This window comes from Alkalihalobacillus pseudalcaliphilus, from assembly GCF_028610675.1.
In the GTDB taxonomy this organism is placed as follows: Bacteria; Bacillota; Bacilli; order Bacillales; family Bacillaceae_D; genus Alkalihalobacillus; species Alkalihalobacillus pseudalcaliphilus.
Genome location: NZ_JAQQWS010000004.1, coordinates 37,474 through 55,231, shown reverse-complemented (window position 1 = coordinate 55,231; position 17,758 = coordinate 37,474). Strand labels below are relative to the sequence as shown.

General features: G+C 37.8%; 15 protein-coding genes. All 15 read right to left on the bottom strand.

Annotated elements, in window-relative coordinates; genetic code table 11:
* Positions 1-56: 56 nt before the first annotated feature.
* The 15 genes from PQ479_RS10335 to PQ479_RS10265 all read right to left on the bottom strand — a co-directional run bounded on the left by PQ479_RS10335 (position 57) and on the right by PQ479_RS10265 (position 17,685).
* Positions 57-491: a DUF1499 domain-containing protein gene (locus tag PQ479_RS10335; protein WP_273716967.1), complete on the bottom strand. Its 435-nt coding sequence runs from the start codon at positions 489-491 to the stop codon at positions 57-59.
* A 127-nt stretch (positions 492-618) separates the two neighbouring features.
* Positions 619-1,002 (bottom strand): adenosylmethionine decarboxylase, encoded by a 384-nt coding sequence (speD, locus tag PQ479_RS10330; RefSeq protein WP_047990261.1) that lies wholly within the window; start codon positions 1,000-1,002, stop codon positions 619-621.
* A gap of 352 nt (positions 1,003-1,354) precedes the next feature.
* A complete protein-coding gene (gene coaE, locus PQ479_RS10325) occupies positions 1,355-1,963 on the bottom strand; it encodes a dephospho-CoA kinase (RefSeq protein WP_047990260.1) in 609 nt (202 codons plus the stop codon).
* A gap of 17 nt (positions 1,964-1,980) precedes the next feature.
* Positions 1,981-2,619 carry a sporulation membrane protein YtaF gene (ytaF, locus tag PQ479_RS10320; protein WP_047990259.1) on the bottom strand — a complete coding sequence of 213 codons (639 nt, stop codon included), beginning with the start codon at positions 2,617-2,619 and terminating at the stop codon, positions 1,981-1,983.
* A 61-nt stretch (positions 2,620-2,680) separates the two neighbouring features.
* Positions 2,681-3,505, bottom strand: coding sequence for a DNA-formamidopyrimidine glycosylase (gene mutM / locus PQ479_RS10315; protein ID WP_047990258.1), 825 nt, complete (start codon positions 3,503-3,505; stop codon positions 2,681-2,683).
* Positions 3,506-3,517: 12 nt separating this feature from the next.
* Positions 3,518-6,151, bottom strand: coding sequence for a DNA polymerase I (gene polA / locus PQ479_RS10310; RefSeq protein ID WP_047990257.1), 2,634 nt, complete (start codon positions 6,149-6,151; stop codon positions 3,518-3,520).
* A 482-nt stretch (positions 6,152-6,633) separates the two neighbouring features.
* Positions 6,634-7,569 carry a protease modulator HflC gene (hflC, locus tag PQ479_RS10305; RefSeq protein ID WP_047990256.1) on the bottom strand — a complete coding sequence of 312 codons (936 nt, stop codon included), beginning with the start codon at positions 7,567-7,569 and terminating at the stop codon, positions 6,634-6,636.
* Positions 7,562-8,563 carry an FtsH protease activity modulator HflK gene (gene hflK / locus PQ479_RS10300; RefSeq protein WP_047990255.1) on the bottom strand — a complete coding sequence of 334 codons (1,002 nt, stop codon included), beginning with the start codon at positions 8,561-8,563 and terminating at the stop codon, positions 7,562-7,564. The genes hflC and hflK overlap by 8 nt, the downstream gene beginning before the upstream one ends.
* Positions 8,564-9,647: 1,084 nt before the next feature.
* Positions 9,648-11,438 (bottom strand): two-component system histidine kinase PnpS, encoded by a 1,791-nt coding sequence (gene pnpS / locus PQ479_RS10295; RefSeq protein WP_047990254.1) that lies wholly within the window; start codon positions 11,436-11,438, stop codon positions 9,648-9,650.
* A complete protein-coding gene (locus PQ479_RS10290; protein ID WP_047990253.1) occupies positions 11,438-12,154 on the bottom strand; it encodes a response regulator transcription factor in 717 nt (238 codons plus the stop codon). The genes pnpS and PQ479_RS10290 overlap by 1 nt, the downstream gene beginning before the upstream one ends.
* Before the next feature lie 205 nt (positions 12,155-12,359).
* Positions 12,360-13,304: a malate dehydrogenase gene (gene mdh / locus PQ479_RS10285; RefSeq protein ID WP_047990252.1), complete on the bottom strand. Its 945-nt coding sequence runs from the start codon at positions 13,302-13,304 to the stop codon at positions 12,360-12,362.
* Positions 13,305-13,400: 96 nt separating this feature from the next.
* Entirely contained in the window at positions 13,401-14,669 is a 1,269-nt protein-coding gene (gene icd, locus PQ479_RS10280; RefSeq protein WP_047990251.1) for an NADP-dependent isocitrate dehydrogenase, read from the bottom strand.
* A gap of 150 nt (positions 14,670-14,819) precedes the next feature.
* Positions 14,820-15,935: a citrate synthase gene (gene citZ, locus PQ479_RS10275; RefSeq protein ID WP_047990250.1), complete on the bottom strand. Its 1,116-nt coding sequence runs from the start codon at positions 15,933-15,935 to the stop codon at positions 14,820-14,822.
* Between the two features lie 820 nt (positions 15,936-16,755).
* A complete protein-coding gene (locus PQ479_RS10270; protein WP_047990249.1) occupies positions 16,756-17,232 on the bottom strand; it encodes a DUF441 domain-containing protein in 477 nt (158 codons plus the stop codon).
* Between the two features lie 51 nt (positions 17,233-17,283).
* Complete coding sequence (locus PQ479_RS10265) at positions 17,284-17,685, bottom strand: FxsA family protein (RefSeq protein WP_047990248.1); 402 nt, start codon at positions 17,683-17,685, stop codon at positions 17,284-17,286.
* Between the last annotated feature and the right edge of the window lie 73 nt (positions 17,686-17,758).

The following is a 17,758-nucleotide window of genomic DNA, read 5'->3' as shown; positions in this document are numbered from 1 at the left end:
CATCATAGTCATTATTCTTTTTTCTATTCTATAAAATTAATATCGATGTGACAAGCTTACAACAGTTGATCGCCTAATCCTGTTCCAATAAAAGTTAACTCTTTATCAAGATCTGCATATAACTTTAAAACTTGCTTTTTACTTTTCCCAAAATCGCCAGGTAATAATGACTCTGTGGAAATGGAGAAGTCAACCGCTGTTTTAAAGGGTTTAACCGTAATGACCGTCGCAATCACTAGCTGTTTGGTACCTTTGCTCTCTTGAGCAATAATTTCCCCTCGCTCAGATTCGGAACGTTTTACGCGAAATCCATTCTTCTTCAGAACCGTTTCAACGTTTTCCATGACCTTATCTTTTTGAGATTTATAATACCTTGTTTTTAACTGTTCATTACGATGTGCTTCTCTTGTTTCCGTTCGATTACTTGCAATAAATTCAATCACATCACGAAAGCCCATAATACCACCCATCTCTAAATTATGTATAAACATTATTATAGCATATACTCATCCATTTTGGGTGAACTTACCTTGCAACTTCTTCTCAAAATTAAGACGAATAAAGGGCCACCACAAACTGTCGTAAAAGAGACAGCTGTAGGTAACCCTTTAAAATTTATTATAGCGCTTGTACCTTTGTCTTTTCAATTTTAACAGGACCCATTCCACGAGGTACTTCGATTACCTCTGATGTTTTTGCATCCAAAGATTCTGCAATGAAGTCTGAAGCTACATTCGGATCGATGCGATCACCACATGTATATACGTCGATACTTGCATAGCCATGCTCAGGAAAACTGTGAATTGTTAAATGTGATTCTGAAATAATAACCACACCACTTACACCATGCGGAGCAAACTTATGAAAGGCAACTTCTCTTACCTCCGCTCCAGCTTTTAAGGCTGCATCTACAAATACCTGCTCAATCAGTTTCATATTATTCAACTTCTCCACATTACAACCCCATAATTCTGCGATAACGTGACGACCCATTGTGTCCATAAGTTGAATCCCCCTTTTCAAATAAATTATCATGCCTTCTCAAGCATGTAGATATGTACAACTACACGGGGGAAAGTTAGTCCAGAGAGGTCCTAACCCTTTCTGTAGCTAGACATATCAATTTTGCTGTAATTGAAGTTCACGAAAATCAGTATACTTGGTTTAGTACATGAATGCAACAGGTAATTTTTATTTCAAGCTGCATTTTTTACTGATTTCGACAAAGAGTTGTCACTTCTATTCGTCTAATCGCTCTTAATGATTAGACTAACCTAATCACACAAGATTATAAGTGATTTTCTTTCACATTATTTAACAATCCCCCGTATCAAACAAAGACACCCTCTCTGTGTTAAGAAGGTGTCTGAATATCCCATCGCTCTAAAATATGCTGAAGCTGTTTTTCGGTTTCTTTTAATGAACCACCATTATTAATAACGGCATCGGCTCTATCAAGTTTGTCCTTTAGGGGCCATTGTGCTTGAATTCGTTGCTGTGCTTCTTTTTCCGTTGATCCATCTCTGGCCATTAATCGTTGTAATTGCGTCTGTTTATCAACATAAACTAAAAGTACCTTATTTATTAAATGAAATAAATCATTTTCATACAATAAAGGTATATCTAAAACAATAATCTTATTACCTTCTTGAAGCCATATATTTTTTTCGTGGACCATTCTCTGCCTAACCGCTGGATGGACAATCTTATTTAGCTTTTCCCTAGCATTTGGATCCTGAAACACAATCTGACCAAGTTTTTTTCGATTCAGCCCTCCTGCGGCCGTCAGCACCTCTTTGCCAAATGTACGAACAATTTCTTCTAGTGCATACTCACCAGGCTCTACGACCATTCTGGCAATCTTATCTGCATCCACGATAGGTATACCTTTTTCACGTAAAAAATTTGAAACCGTCGATTTCCCGCTGGCAATTCCACCAGTTAAACCTATTATGATAGCCACATTTCCACCTCTTACTTTTACCCGAACAGACTTGAAGCACCTAGAATAATTAAAAGTAATCCCGGTATAAAGGAAAATCGTTGCATAAAGGCAGAAGCAGAGAATTTACGTCCAATCCCCATGCCCACCGTTAAAAAGAAGCCGCTCATAAACGTGACTGAAAGAGCTAGGAAAAGGGGAGATATCCCTAACAAAGCAGCACCAAGGCCCGCTCCAAATGCATCCAGTGAAAGAGCTAAGCCTAACAGTACGGCCTCTCTGCCGCTTATCGTTCCTGAATCATCTAAGTCTGCTGACATCGGCTGTCTTAGAATTCGCACCACGACTCCTAACATTTTAATTTCAAAATTTAATATAACAGGTTCTTTTACTTTTGAAGGGCTTGAATCTGTCCGAAATACTTGGATTAATGCATAAATCCCAATTAAAATGAGGATACATCCTCCTACCATCCCTGCTATATCAGGCGAAAGCCATTGTGAGATGACCGTGCCTACGGCCATAGCTATTAGAATAACAAGTGCTGAACAAGATGCAATAAATATTAGTGATTTGAAAGGTAACTTCATCTTCCTCATGCCGTATGTTAACCCTACACCAAAACTATCCAAACTTACAGCAAACGCTAAAGCTAATAATGTCCATAATGCCACAATTTTAACTCCTTCCTTACATTACTAATAGGATAGTATATGGAAGGAGCTATTCCGACGTACATTATTTTTGGCAAGAAGGACAGAAGTGTGTGCCCCTGCCACCTACCACTATTTTTTCAATTTCTGTTCCACAATGATTACACGGCAAAGCTTTACGACCATAAACGTCTAAGTGCTGCTGAAACATGCCCATATCCCCTTGTCCGTTCACATAGGACTTCACCGAGCTTCCCCCTAGGTCCACGGCTTCTTGTAATGTTTCTTTAATCTTAAGGTGTAGGACCATCAATTCTTGGTCATCTATGGTATTGGCTAAGCGCTCTGGATGAATACCTGCACGGAATAACGCTTCATCCACATAAATGTTTCCTAAACCTACCACCGCTTTTTGGTCAAGAAGAACGACCTTGACTTTTCGTGCTGTTCTAGAGAAGGCGATTTTAAGTGTTTCGATTTGAAATAATTCAGAGAAAGGCTCAACACCTAACCCGAGTAAAGGCTCACTATGTTCCTCTGCTCCTTTTAAGAAAAGGTGCATCGTTCCAAATTTACGAACGTCTTGATACCATAATTCTGTATCGTCTTCAAAACGAAATATAACATGCGTATGTTTGGTTCTTTCTTCACCTTTTTGATGTAAACCATATCGCCCTTCCATTCTTAGATGAGAAACAAGCGTATAATCCGTTAATTGAAAAAGGAGGAACTTCCCTCTCCTGTCGATTGATTGAATCGTTTGACCAACTAGCATCATTTTAAACTCGTGACTATCATCAGGTAGCTTTATAATTTTAGACCAAAATATGTCAATTTCTTTTAGTGTTTTCCCTACAACTAATTCAGTTAACGTCCTTCTTACTGTTTCTACCTCTGGTAACTCCGGCATTTCACTCTCTCCTTACTTCGCATCATACCAACTGTCTCCGACCTCAGCATCTACTTTTAACGGTACATTTAATTGAATTGCATTCTCCATCACCTTTGAAATAACTTCTTTAAAAGTTTCCACCTCATCCTCAGGTACTTCAAAAATTAATTCATCATGCACTTGTAAAAGCATTCGGGTTTTCCAACCATTCTTCTCAATCTCTTCACCCATATTAACCATAGCTTGCTTAATAATATCAGCAGCCGTTCCTTGTATCGGTGTATTCATAGCCGTTCGCTCCGCAAAGCTTCTAAGGTTAAAATTACGGCTCGTCAGCTCAGGTAAATAACGACGGCGATGTAAAAGCGTTTCTACATACCCGTCTTCTCTTGCTTGCTCGACAATTTCATCCATGTATTGTTTGACTTTTGGGTAGCTAGCAAAATACCGTTCAATAAACTCTGCCGCTTCTTTACGTGTAATATCTAAATTCTGAGACAAGCCATAGTCACTAATTCCATATACAATTCCAAAGTTAACAGCCTTTGCACTTCTTCTCATTAAGCTTGTTACTTCCTCTTCCTTCACATGGAAAACATCCATGGCTGTTTTCGTATGGACATCCATATCCTTTTGAAAAGCCTCGATCAATCCTTTATCTTCTGATATATGAGCTAATACACGAAGCTCAATTTGGGAGTAGTCGGCAGCCATGATTTTCCAACCCTTTTCAGAGGGAATAAATGCTTTTCTAATTTTCCTACCTTCTTCTAATCGAATCGGGATATTTTGCAAGTTAGGATCGGTTGAGCTAAGGCGACCTGTTTGCGTTAAAGCTTGATTGAATCTAGTATGAACCTTGCTCGTATCTTTTTTAATGACTTTTAATAAACCTTCAATATACGTTGAATTAAGCTTCCCTAATTGACGATAGTTTAAGATATGTTCAATAATTTCATGCTTACCAGCAAGCTTCTCTAACACATCAGCTGAAGTAGAGTACCCTGTTTTGGTTTTCTTAATCGGTGGGAGCTCTAACTTCTCAAACAATATTTCTCCCAGCTGCTTCGGTGAATTAATATTAAAAGTTTGACCTGCTAATGAATGAATTTCTTCTTCATATTTCTTTAAACGAACCTCTAGGTCTTCGCCCATCTTCTCCAATTGACTTATGTCGACCTTTACACCTGTTAACTCCATTTTTCCTAAGATAATAGAGAGTGGCATTTCTAAATCGAAATAAAGCTCAAACTGTTGATTATTTTTTAATTCTTGCTCCAATTTCTCTTTTAACGAAAAAGTAACAAGTGCTTTACGAACTAAATGCTCCGCTAACACATGAATATCATCAGGTGTTTTCCTCTTTGCCCCTTTCCCATAAACCGTATCATCAGCTTGTACGTAACCACCTTGCTTACGCTGGGCGATATCGACAATATCATGAGCAGAATGGGAAGGATCTAATAAATAGGAAGCCATCAACAAATCAAACTCTACGCCTTTTAACTCTACTCCTTGCCATCCAAGGAGTACCGTAGCTCTTTTTGCATCAAAAAGCCACTTCTTTTGATTTTGATCTGCTAACCAATTTACAAACACTTTTGACTGTAGGGCTTTTTCTGTCTCAAAAAAGTACTTTCCCTTTTCATGGACGACCGATATACCTACGATGTCTGATTGATGATAATGATCATCTAATATCTCAACAATCAAGGCTGCCGGTGTGTGTAAGTGTTCTTCCTTAATTTCATCCACAATTTCAAAAGATATTTCATCTTTTGTCTCTATTTCATCTTCTACAGCCTCTGAATCAAATTTCTCTAACAATGATTTAAACTCTAATTCTTTAAATAGCTTGACTACCTTTGTTGTATCATAGGCACCAAACTGTAAATCTTGTAATGACAAATCCAATGGTACTTCATTAAAAATCGTTGCTAATTCTTTACTCATGAGTGCTTGTTGTTTATTTTCTTCAAGACGTTCCTTCATTTTTTTACCTGATATTTGCTCAATGGACTCTAATACTTTTTCAACAGTACCATATTCTTTTAATAGCTTGATCGCTGTTTTCTCACCAATTCCAGGTACCCCAGGGATATTATCGGAACTATCACCCATCAGACCTTTCATATCAATGATTTGGTTTGCTGTTAGTCCATACTTTTCATCTAAAGCAGCAGGCGTATACGGGTCAACCTGTGTAATTCCTTTTTTCGTTAAAACGACTGTGACATTATCGGTTACTAGCTGCAGTAAATCCTTATCCCCGGTATAAACTTTAACTTGCCATTCTTCATCTGCTGCTTCCTTAGCAAATGTCCCAATGATATCATCCGCTTCATAGTTCTCTGCTTCAAATCGTTTAATTTGAAAAGCATCTAATAGCTCTCGAACAAGTGGGAACTGCTCGGATAATTCTGGTGGTGTCTTTTGTCTACCACCTTTATATTCGCTGTAAGTTTTATGTCTAAATGTTGTTTTACCTGCATCAAAGGCAACTAACATATGAGTCGGTTGGTCTTCCTCTAAAATTTTTAGCAACATCGTAGTGAAACCGAAAACGGCGTTGGTATAAACGCCTTTATCATTATTTAGTAAAGGTAAGGCGAAGAAAGCTCGATAGGCAATACTATTTCCATCGATTAATACTAGTTTTTTCATGGTTTTTTTCTCCTTTTATATGAAAGTTAGTGCTGATACTCATATACGGCACTCTACTTACCGCTACCCAAAATCATGCTCCGCATCCTGTGGGGTGGCGCTGAGCTAATCGGCTACACCGCTGGATCTCAGCTCTTCCACTATTTCCCACGGGAGTCTGGGTTACTGCTCATTGTCAAATTTAAAATCATTCTTACAACAAATATTAAAATGAATAAGAATAGAACAAATCGAATGAAAAGCCACCAGTTAAAAACTAAACCTACTTTTATATTTGTTGGTGGCGAAATGAATCGGTCGTCATGTGCGTTTTGTATGTAAATTTATTTTGGGATGTTGTGAAGATAGATTGTTTTCATCATTACCATAAAGATTCTTCTATCGGCTTTTTATTATTATCATTGTAGCACACATACGTTCGAAACAAAAAAGGTACCTCCTCATTTCTTGAATGAAGATAGTACCTTTTCATGATTTAATTATTATTCGAGATCACCCATTAATAAACGTGTATATGGAGAGTTTGCTGGGAGTACAAGAACGGTTTCTCCATCAATGGTTTTCTTATAAGATTCTAATGTGCGGTAAAGTTGGTAGAATTCTTCATCTTGGCCAAATGCGTCATTATAAATTCGAGCGGCTTCTGCTTCACCCTCTGAAATAACCTCATCTGCATCGGCATTGGCGGTTGCTATCATTTCTTGAACTTCACGATCTGTATTGGCACGAATTCTATTCGCTTCAGCATCCCCTTCAGACAAATAATCCTGTGCCGTCGTTTGACGCTCAGAAATCATGCGACGATATACCGCTTCTTCATTTTCTTCTGGAAGGTCGGCACGCTTCATACGAATATCCGTTAAAGAGATCCCGTAATTTCCGTTCTCTAAAGATGTATTAACTCGGATACGGACGAGCTCTCCGATGTCATCACGAGCTTCACCTTCACCAGAGTTAATAATCGAATCAAAATTTAATTGACCTAGTTCAGCACGTATAGCTGAGAAAATGATTTCTCCCATAATGGCTTCTGCATTTTCAATTGATCTTGCATTAGCAATCATTTGCTGTGGGCTTTCAATTTTCCAGACAGCGTAATAATCAGCAAGCATTCGTTTTTTATCACTCGTATTAATTTCCGCTGTTGGAATATCATAGACCATTTGATACTTTGGAAGAGTGCTCACCGTTTGGATAAATGGAATTTTATAACTTAATCCTGGTTCATCTTCTATTTTTACAACTTCCCCAAATTGCCTTACAACTTTATATTCACCTTGCTCGACAATAAATAGATTACTAATCACGACAGATAACAAAACAATCAATATAACTGCCGTAGCCCCAAGCTTTACATATTTACGATATGTCTCAGGTGTTCTTTTTTCATTAATATCAATGATACGGTCATCACTCATCGCTATTTTCCCCTCCTTCTCCTTGGTTGTTATCATTATTTAATGGAGGTGGGTTTGATGAACTCGAGCTATTTCCACCATCAAGAGGACGAATTGGTAAATAGTTAATCGTATCATTATTACTGTCCATAATATAAATATCTGTATTTGGTAATACTTGCTCTAGTGTTTCTAACAATAGACGTTGTCTCGTTACATTTGGATTAACCTGATATTCTGTATATAAAGCATCAAATTGTGCAACATCACCTCGAGCACGTTGAACTCGCTCAGTTTTTTGACCTTCTGCACGGGAAATAATCGCATCCTTTTCCCCTTCTGCTTCATTCATTTTTTGATTCTCATATTTTCTAGCTTCATTAATTTTTGTTAATCGCTCCTCACGAGCATCGGTTACTTCTGTAAATGCACGACGTACTTCCTGTGTAGGGAGTTCAACATCTTGAAGCTTTACATCTTGAATACTTATTCCTATTTGATAAATATCAACTAACTCCACAAGTGTATCAAAAACTCTTGCTTCAATTTCTGGTCTTTGATCGGTTAATGCATCATCGATATTCGAGCTACCAATAACCCCTCTTAAAGAAGCAGATGCCGCGTTATATAGAACGGTTTCAGGTTCTTTCGTACTAAAAAGGAATTGCTCAGGATCACTAATTCTCCATTGAACAGCTAAATCGGCAAAAACGATAAATTCATCCCCCGTTATCATCTTTGCTTCATTTGTAAATTCTACTACTTCTCCACCTTCTTCTTGGTACCCTACTTGAAGGTTATACGTACCACGCGATAATATTTCTACACGTTGAATCGGCCATGGCAACTTAAATTTTAATCCCGGCTCTACGACGGTTTCTTCCACTTTACCAAATGTTATTACAGCTGCTTGTTCTGATTCGTCTACTATGTACCAACCTGTGACTAAAAATAGACCAAGCACCGCTACAACAATCAGTGAAAAGAAGCCAATTACTAATTGTTTCACTGTCATTCTTAATTCCCCTCCCTCTATTTCTCACTTTCTATATACGAGATAATTATGCAAAAGGTTTCAATCCATTTACATAAAATTTCACTACTTCTTATCGTATCACATATAAAAGCGGGATTCCCTCATTTTTTTCATTGGATTTTCCGATAAATTTTTTATGAAAGTTACTTGGGCGGCGCTCATTTCTCGAGATAACTTGACCTTTCGGTCTTTGTTTTGGATACTAATTCTGATGGAATACTACACATTTTTTTGGTTGGTGGTGGCTGATTGTGTGGTGCACTGAATCTTTTTAGGAAAGCTCTTGCGAGCTCATTCCTAAAAAGTGGCGGGGCTACGGCAAAGTATGAGAATCCTCAAAACCGTTTTATGAATGAAGAGCCATCAGTTAAAGATTGAAACCCTACTTATATATTCGGAGAGGACTAGTTATAAACATATCCACAGGTTAAGAAGTCGTCACTATCCATGAAGAGTGGCCTTTGTGCAGATACTCCAAGGTTTGGCCTCCGTAACTGCACATTAACCGCCTCTTCTTGTAGTTACTCACCTTCTTCATTCGAGTAACTGTCTCGTTCGGCCTTTTTCGTGTAGTTACTCACCTTCTCCCTTCAAGTAACAGTCACACTCAGCCTTTTTCGTGTAGTTACTCCAAGGTTTGATGTCAGTATCTGCACAAACTTTTATGAATGGTTAAGATGGTGAAAGTAGTGGCAACTGTTCAAACTGTTGGCACGTTTACAACTCGATCACCAACAGGAGTCGACCTGAACAAACAGGGAGCACTTTCCTGCTAAGTTCATTTATCGCGAGATGGATGACGAGCTAACTTCACGGCACAAACTATCGCCCCTAACTAACTTCCACACAAAAAAGACCATCCACAGATCAGTATTACTAACCTGCGGATAGTCAAAAAGGGAATTCAATGCGATGAAAGAAATCATTTCCATCATTCGAACATTGAGGGGAACCGTTCTATATCAGTATAGCTCCCGTAAGTTAACTAAACATAAAGCCAATGTAAAACATTTGTAAAAGAAGAAAAACTATCTTCCATTGCCGAAAGATAGCTTTTCTCCCTCTATTCTTCTAAAATACGCTGCCATTCCTCTTTTTGCTTCTTCGCAAAAATTAGAGTAAATGTAGTACCTTCACCCACCTTACTTTTCACATCAATCTTTGCATGATGTGCCTCAACAAGGTGTTTCACAATCGCTAAACCTAAACCAGTCCCTCCCGAATTGCGACTTCTTGCTCTATCCACTCGGTAAAAACGTTCAAAAATACGGTGAAGCTCTTGTTCGGTAATCCCAATTCCTGTATCAGAGACAGACCAGACGACTTGATCTCGCTCTTCTTTTACCAGCACATCAATTCTTCCATGTTCAGGCGTGTAGGTAATGGCGTTGTTAATTAAATTGATCGCAATTTGTTTTATTCTTTGGAAATCACCATCAACAACTGTATCTCCCGTTACACGTAAATGGAGTTCTATCGATTTTTCTTCACTTTTATCCTTCAAAAGCGTCATAGCTTCTTCAACTGCTTCTGCTAACTTTATTCTAGACAAATTTAAGCGGAAAAATTGCTGTTCAATTTTTGAAAGCTCTAACAGGTCATGGATTAATCCCTGTAATCTTTCACTTTCTTTTAAAATGATACGAAGGAACTTCTCACGAAACTGTTCATCATACATCGCTCCGTCTAACAACGTTTCGCTAAAGCCCTTAATTGAAGTTACAGGTGTTTTTAATTCATGTGATACATTGGCAACAAAATCCTTACGAACCTGCTCTAGCTTTTTCAATTCGGTAATATCATGCATGACGATGGCCACACCCTTAAAACTTCCATTATGACTAATAACAGGGGCTCCATGTACATCGTAGTATTTCAATTCAAAATGCTCCTCAAATGTAAGCTGCTTTTGAACCTTTTCTTCTGACATAAATACCGATTGAATTAATTGCGTAATTTCTTTATTTTCAATCACATCATGGTACAGCTGATGATCCCATTTATCTGTATTTTCATTGAAGATATCACGGCATGTTTTATTAATAAGTGAAATGTCTCCACGCATGTTAATTAAAATTAAACCGCTACCCATATTCTCAATTAACGTTTCCATCCGTTCTTTTTGAAGCTGATGACGCTTCGTAATATGCTCAAGATTACTTGCTAAAACGTTCACTGATTTAGTTAACTGACCAATTTCATCTTGCTCACCTTCAACCGTTCTAGCTTTAAAATTACCTTTTGCTAATTCGTTTGCAACATCAGTCACGCTTTCGATTGGTCGTATCATTTGTGAGGTTACCCGATAAATAACCAAGAAAATAACAGCAGCTGCCAATGAGAAGCTAATAATCAAGACCATCCAAATTTGCTTATTCATTTCTTGAATATCAGAAGTAGGCAACCCTAGTCTTACGATACCGACCATTTCTTCTCCATCCATAATTGGTACCGCTAAGTAAAGCAGTTCATTATCAACCGTTTCACTATATCGGATTTCACGACTTGTATTTCCTTCTAATAACTCTGCAATTTCTGGACGCTTTAGATGGTTTTCCATTAAGGAAGGATCGGTGCTTGATTCGCCAATTACCTCTCCATCCATCAGAATGATCGTAATTCTAACGTCTAACTCCTGACTTACATCATTCGTGAAGCTTTGGATATCACGATCAATTAAGCGGTCTTCTTCTATTAAATACGAAACTAGATCCGCATCGTTCTGCAGCCTCTCTGTTGTATAATCTAAATGAAACTCTTTAAATAACTGACCGATTGCGATTCCTAAGCCTGCTAAAACGGATAAGATTGTTAGCATAACAATACTAATCAAACGAAATCTTAATTTAAACATTATAACTGGGGCTCCTCCAATTTATAGCCTAGTCCCCTAATTGTTTTAATATAAATAGGTTTTTTCGTATTGGGTTCAATTTTCTCTCGTAAATGACTAATATGTACATCCACAATCCTCGTATCCCCAACAAACTCATAGTTCCAAACAGCATTTAAAAGCTGATCCCTCGTTAATACTCGTCCTTTATGATTCATTAGATAGAGGAGAAGTTCAAATTCCTTAGGCGTAACGTCTAAGGCTTTGTTTTGATAGTATACTTCATAGTTTTCAGGATATATAACGACTTCCCCGACCGTCATTTTCCCATTATTTCCTTTTTCCTCTACGGTTTCTACAGGTGCTTGTTGAGCAACTCTTCTTAAAATTGCCCGAACCCTTGCAACCACCTCACGTGGACTAAAAGGCTTCGTCATGTAGTCATCTGCTCCGAGCTCCAGACCCAAAACTTTATCAAATTCATCATCTTTGGCTGTTAACATCAAGATAGGTGTAAAGACTTTATTTTGTCGTAATTGTTTACAAACCTCTAAACCATCCATCTCCGGTAGCATCAAGTCTAAAACAATTAAGTCATATTTTTCACTTTCTGCTTTCCTAAAGGCAGCTCCACCATCATGAACAGTATCTACTTCATAACCTGATTGCTGTAAGTTAAATTGAAGTAATGTTGCAATTGATTCCTCATCATCTACTACTAATAATCTTTGTGACATATAAGTCTCCTCCGCTCTTCTCAATGTATGAGATCTTTCACGGTTCCCCAATAGATTTTATATTTTTCACCATTAGTATACCAAATAATGCTCGATTATTAACATAGTTATATCATTTTGATCAAGTATTTTGAATGACTTCTTTTTTTGAATGCTTATAAAAAACGATGCAAAGATGTTTATCATCCTTACACCGTTTCACTTATTATTTACTTGGTAGAGCTTCCATGACATGTCGGACCGATTGAACAGAACGATCTAATGCAGCCTTTTCGTCTTCTAGTAGATCTAGTTCAATAATTTTTTCAATACCATCGCCACCTAGAATCGTGGGTACACCTAAGTATAAATCCTCATAGCCATACTCTCCTTCTAAATAAGCAATGGTTGGCAGTACTCTTTTCTTATCTTTAATAATTGCCTCAACCATTTGAGTTAGTGAAGCTGCCGGAGCGTAATAGGCACTACCATTCCCTAAAAGTCCAACGATTTCTCCTCCACCTTTACGAGTACGTTCAACAATTTCTTCTAACCGCTCATCTGAAATAAGTTTTGATAAAGGAACGCCTCCTGCAAAAGAATAACGAATAAGCGGAACCATATCATCGCCATGTCCACCTAATACAAAACCTGTGATATCTTCAACAGAAAGGTTTAATTCTTGAGCAATAAAGGTACGGAATCTAGCTGTATCTAAAACACCTGATTGACCGATTACACGATTTTTAGGAAATCCAGATTCTTTATAAACCGTATAAGTCATTGCATCGGCTGGATTCGTCAGCACGATGATATAACAATTTGGTGAATAGTTTACCACTTCACGCGTAACTGCCTTCATAATATTTGCATTAGTGCTAACAAGATCGTCACGACTCATTCCAGGCTTTCTAGCAATACCAGCTGTAATGACAACAATATCAGAATCCTTTGTATCTTCGTAATTAGAACTACCTACAATATGAGCATCTACGCCTTGTACAGGTGTTGATTCTAGCATATCTAGTGCTTTACCTTTAGTCGGTCCATCTAATTGTGGAATATCAACTAACACAACATCCCCTAACTCTTTTTGTGCAACCATTAGAGCCGTTGTTGCTCCAGTAAAGCCCGCCCCAATGACTGATATCTTTCTACGTTTAATTGCCATTTTCCATCACTCCTGATTGTTGATTTCAAACGTGAATCTATCATTCCTAGAAAGAAAGCGTATGGATTTTACTCACATACGCTCATGTCATCAATATTAAAGGTTTTTAATTAACTCATCAGCAAATCCAGAACATTTCACTTCTGTTGCACCATCCATTAAGCGGGCGAAGTCATATGTTACTACTTTGCTAGCAATCGTTTTATCCATAGAACCCATAATTAAATCTGCTGCTTCATTCCAACCAAGGTGACGAAGCATTAATTCACCTGAGAGTAGAACAGAAGAAGGGTTTACTTTATCTTGTCCCGCATATTTAGGTGCTGTACCGTGAGTTGCTTCAAAAATAGCATGTCCCGTTACATAGTTAATATTAGCACCTGGAGCAATACCAATTCCACCTACTTGAGCAGCAAGTGCATCAGAAATGTAATCTCCATTTAAGTTCATTGTTGCTACAACATCAAACTCTTTTGGACGAGTTAAAATTTGTTGTAAGAAGATATCAGCAATAGAGTCTTTAACTAGAATTTTACCAGCAGCTAAAGCTTCATCTTGTGCTTTATTGGCAGCCTCTACACCGTCAGCTTCTACAATATTATCGTACTGGGCCCAAGTGAATACTTGATCACCAAATTCTTTCTCAGCAAGCTCATAACCCCAGTTCTTGAAAGCACCTTCAGTAAATTTCATGATGTTTCCTTTGTGAACTAACGTTACACTCTTGCGGCCTTCGTCAAGTGCATATTGAATCGTTGCACGGACTAAGCGCTCTGTACCTTCTTTAGATACAGGTTTTACACCGATACCAGAAGTTTCAGGGAAACGAATTTTCTTAGCACCTAATTCTTCTTGTAAAAACTTCACTAATTTTTGTACTTCTTCAGAACCCTCTTGATACTCAATACCAGCGTAAATATCTTCAGAGTTTTCACGGAAGATAACCATGTCCGTATCTTCTGGACGTTTAACAGGAGAAGGTACTCCTTGGAAATAACGTACTGGACGTAAACAAACGTATAAATCAAGCTCTTGGCGAAGTGCCACGTTTAATGAACGAATTCCGCCTCCAACTGGTGTCGTTAATGGTCCTTTAATAGCAATCATATATTTATCAATAGCTTCTAATGTTTCTTCAGGTAACCAACTTCCTGTTTCATTAAAAGCCTTTTCACCCGCTAAAATTTCTTTCCAAACAATTTTCTTCTCACCGTTATAAGCTTTTTCAACTGCTGCATCTAATACTCTAGAAGCTGCTGCCCAAATATCTGGACCTGTTCCATCTCCTTCAATAAAAGGAATGATCGGGTTATTTGGTACATCTAATACTCCATTATTTACCTTAATTACTTCACCGTTTGACATGTTACATAAACCTCCTCGAAATAATTACGCAATATAAAATCTTCACATTCTTAGCTTAACAAATATACATGAAAATTGTCACTAAATATCTATAATGATCGAACAATGTTATGGAATAGGTCGAATTAACGACCTACCCGTATCTAATACTTATCGTTTCTCTAACGGAACATAAACCTGCTTATCCGGACCGTTATATTCTGCACGCGGACGAATAAGGCGATTGTTGCTATACTGCTCTAAAATATGAGCTAACCAACCAGATGTACGGCTTACAGCAAAAATAGGTGTGAATAAGTCATGATCAATACCTAAGCTATGGTAGACACTAGCTGAATAGAAATCAACGTTTGGTAAAATTCCTTTTTCAGAAGTGAAGATTTCGTCAATTTTAATCGACATTTCATACCACTTTGTTTCACCAGTAATTTCCGTTAAGCGTTTAGACATTTCTTTTAAATGTTTCGCACGCGGGTCACCATTTTTGTAGACACGGTGTCCAAATCCCATGACTTTTTCCTTATTTTCAATCGCTTTACGTACGTATGGTTCTACATTTTCCACTGAACCAATTTCGCTGAGCATTTTCATTACTGCTTCATTTGCTCCGCCATGTAATGGACCTTTTAACGCCCCTATAGCAGCAGTAATACCTGAATAAACATCAGATAATGTCGCTACACACACTCGTGCAGTAAATGTTGAAGCATTTAGTTCGTGGTCTGCGTGAAGAACAAGCGCCTTATTAAATGCATTTACTGAGATTTCATCCGGGTCTTCTCCCTTTAGCATATATAAAAAGTTCGCAGCCACACTCAAATCTTTCTTTGGTGCAACAGGTTCTTTTCCTTCACGTAAACGCGAAAACGCTGTCACGATTGTTGGGATTTTTGCTTGAATTTTCAAAGCTTTAAGACGGTTTTTATCTTCTTCCATGACATCTGCATCTTCATCATAAAGGCCTAAGCTTGAGATTGCTGTTCTTAAAGCCGCCATAGGATGAATGTCCTTTAATGGATAGCTTTTCATTTGCTCAATGACCTCTTTTGGAATGTCAGCGTGCTCGGCTAATTGACTTTTTAGTTCGTTCAGTTCGTTTTCTTTAGGCAAACGACCATTCCAAAGTAAAAAGATAACTTCTTCAAAACTTGCATGTTCTGCCAGGTCATCAATTTCATAACCTTGATACGTTAACGTGCTATCAATAATTGAACTAACACTTGAAGTTGTTGCCACGATACCTTCTAATCCACGAGTTGCACTCACAATAACCTCTCCTTTTTCCCATAAAATCTTCCCTCAAAGCATATAGTAAATGCTTACATTTCCAAATCTAATTCCAGAAATGCAATATGTAGAAAGGAACTCCAAATCCCATTATAAACATTTTTTTTATTTTTGTGAATGTTTTCGCCTTAACAAATTCTAATATACCAAAAATTACATTTTATTAATGCGAAATGGATTACCTCTTAACAGAGATAATTGTCGGTAACACTCAACACCAACTAAGTGAAACTAACTTGGAACACCAGCTGCCATTCAACCATGGCCCTAGTCTACATATGAATATGAATCCCCTTAAAACCGTTATATAAACCTCTTATACCTATTAGTAACTTTTGTATGAATTTCCCTACAACACTTGGCACCAATTGAATGAAGTTCCACCAGTCAAAAAGCCCAACACCGCTTTCATGTTTGTTGGTGGTGGAGTGGTTTTGGCTTCACCATGCGGGTTTATATGAAAGTTGGTGCAAACATAGAGCGTTACTCGTCGCTGTATGAAAGTTACTTAGGTGCGAGAGTTTGTGCCTTGAAGTTAGTTACCTCTTGGTCCCCTTGAGTAACTGTCATATTCAGGCCTTTTCGTGACTTTACTCAAGCTATGATCTGCCTCCCTGTTGTCGTTAAACCCTTTTTTATCACCTCTGCTCTTGGACTTCGTTTTGCCTTTAAACGTAAACCACGGATTGTTGCTACCATGTATATCTATTACGATCCTTATCAATCACTTACCCTTGTACACCGTATAGAAAACGTAAAAAACTGCTCGATTTTCTATCGAACAGTTTTCTCCACTCATTTAAGGGCCTCCACCTAATCTGCTAAAGAATTGAATAACCTGCATCGTCAAATAAGCAATACCCGCTCCAATTAATGGACCAACGGCAACACCTTTAAAAAGGGCGACAGCGAGTATTGTTCCTATTACTAAAGCAGCTGTAATATGAGGATCATTTTTTAATAAATCAAGGCCATTTGCTGCGATTATTGCAACTAAAATCCCAGAAAATAAAGCGACCCATGCATAAGGCGACCGAACCGCTTCATGCAACTCCTTAAACCCAATCGCCCCTGTTACAATTGGGGTTAAAACGGCTATGGTTATAATCGTTACACCCCAATTAATTCCTTTAGACTGGATTAACGGAAACAGCTTCTCTCCCAACCCCGTCCATTTAACAATTAATAAAAAAATTACCGCAATAAGTAAAGATTGATTTTTAGCAATAACCGCAATTACTAATAAAACCAACATAAAAATGGTTGCATGAGACATGTAATCGTCCCTCTCTCTGCTACATATCAACTAGCTTACGTAAATAGAATATTAAAAAGGACGTCTATTCATGACGATGACTTGACCGTTCTGAATAAGCTTAGAAAGCCATTTCGTTAGTAGTGCTTTGAACATCGCTCTCGTTTTTGGAATTAATAAAAGTAAGCCAAAAATATCTGTTAAAAATCCAGGTATTAGTAAGAGAAAACCTCCTAATAGGATACAAAGGCCATCTATCATCACTTGACTTGGCATCTGTCCTTGGTTCATTTGCATTTGCGCTAAGCGAATTGTCTGTAAGCCTTCCCGTCTTGCTAACCAAGCACCTAATATACTAGATAATATAATTAGCGATATTGTTGGCCAGACACCAATCCATTGGCTCACTATAATAAAACCAATCACTTCTAATAAGGGTAACAAAAAAATAAGGAAAAGCAGGTACTTACGCATCCTTCTACCTCCAATAAATAAAGGAATGAAAAGGGGATATTCCTTCTCATTCCTTTCATCTGTTAAGACTACT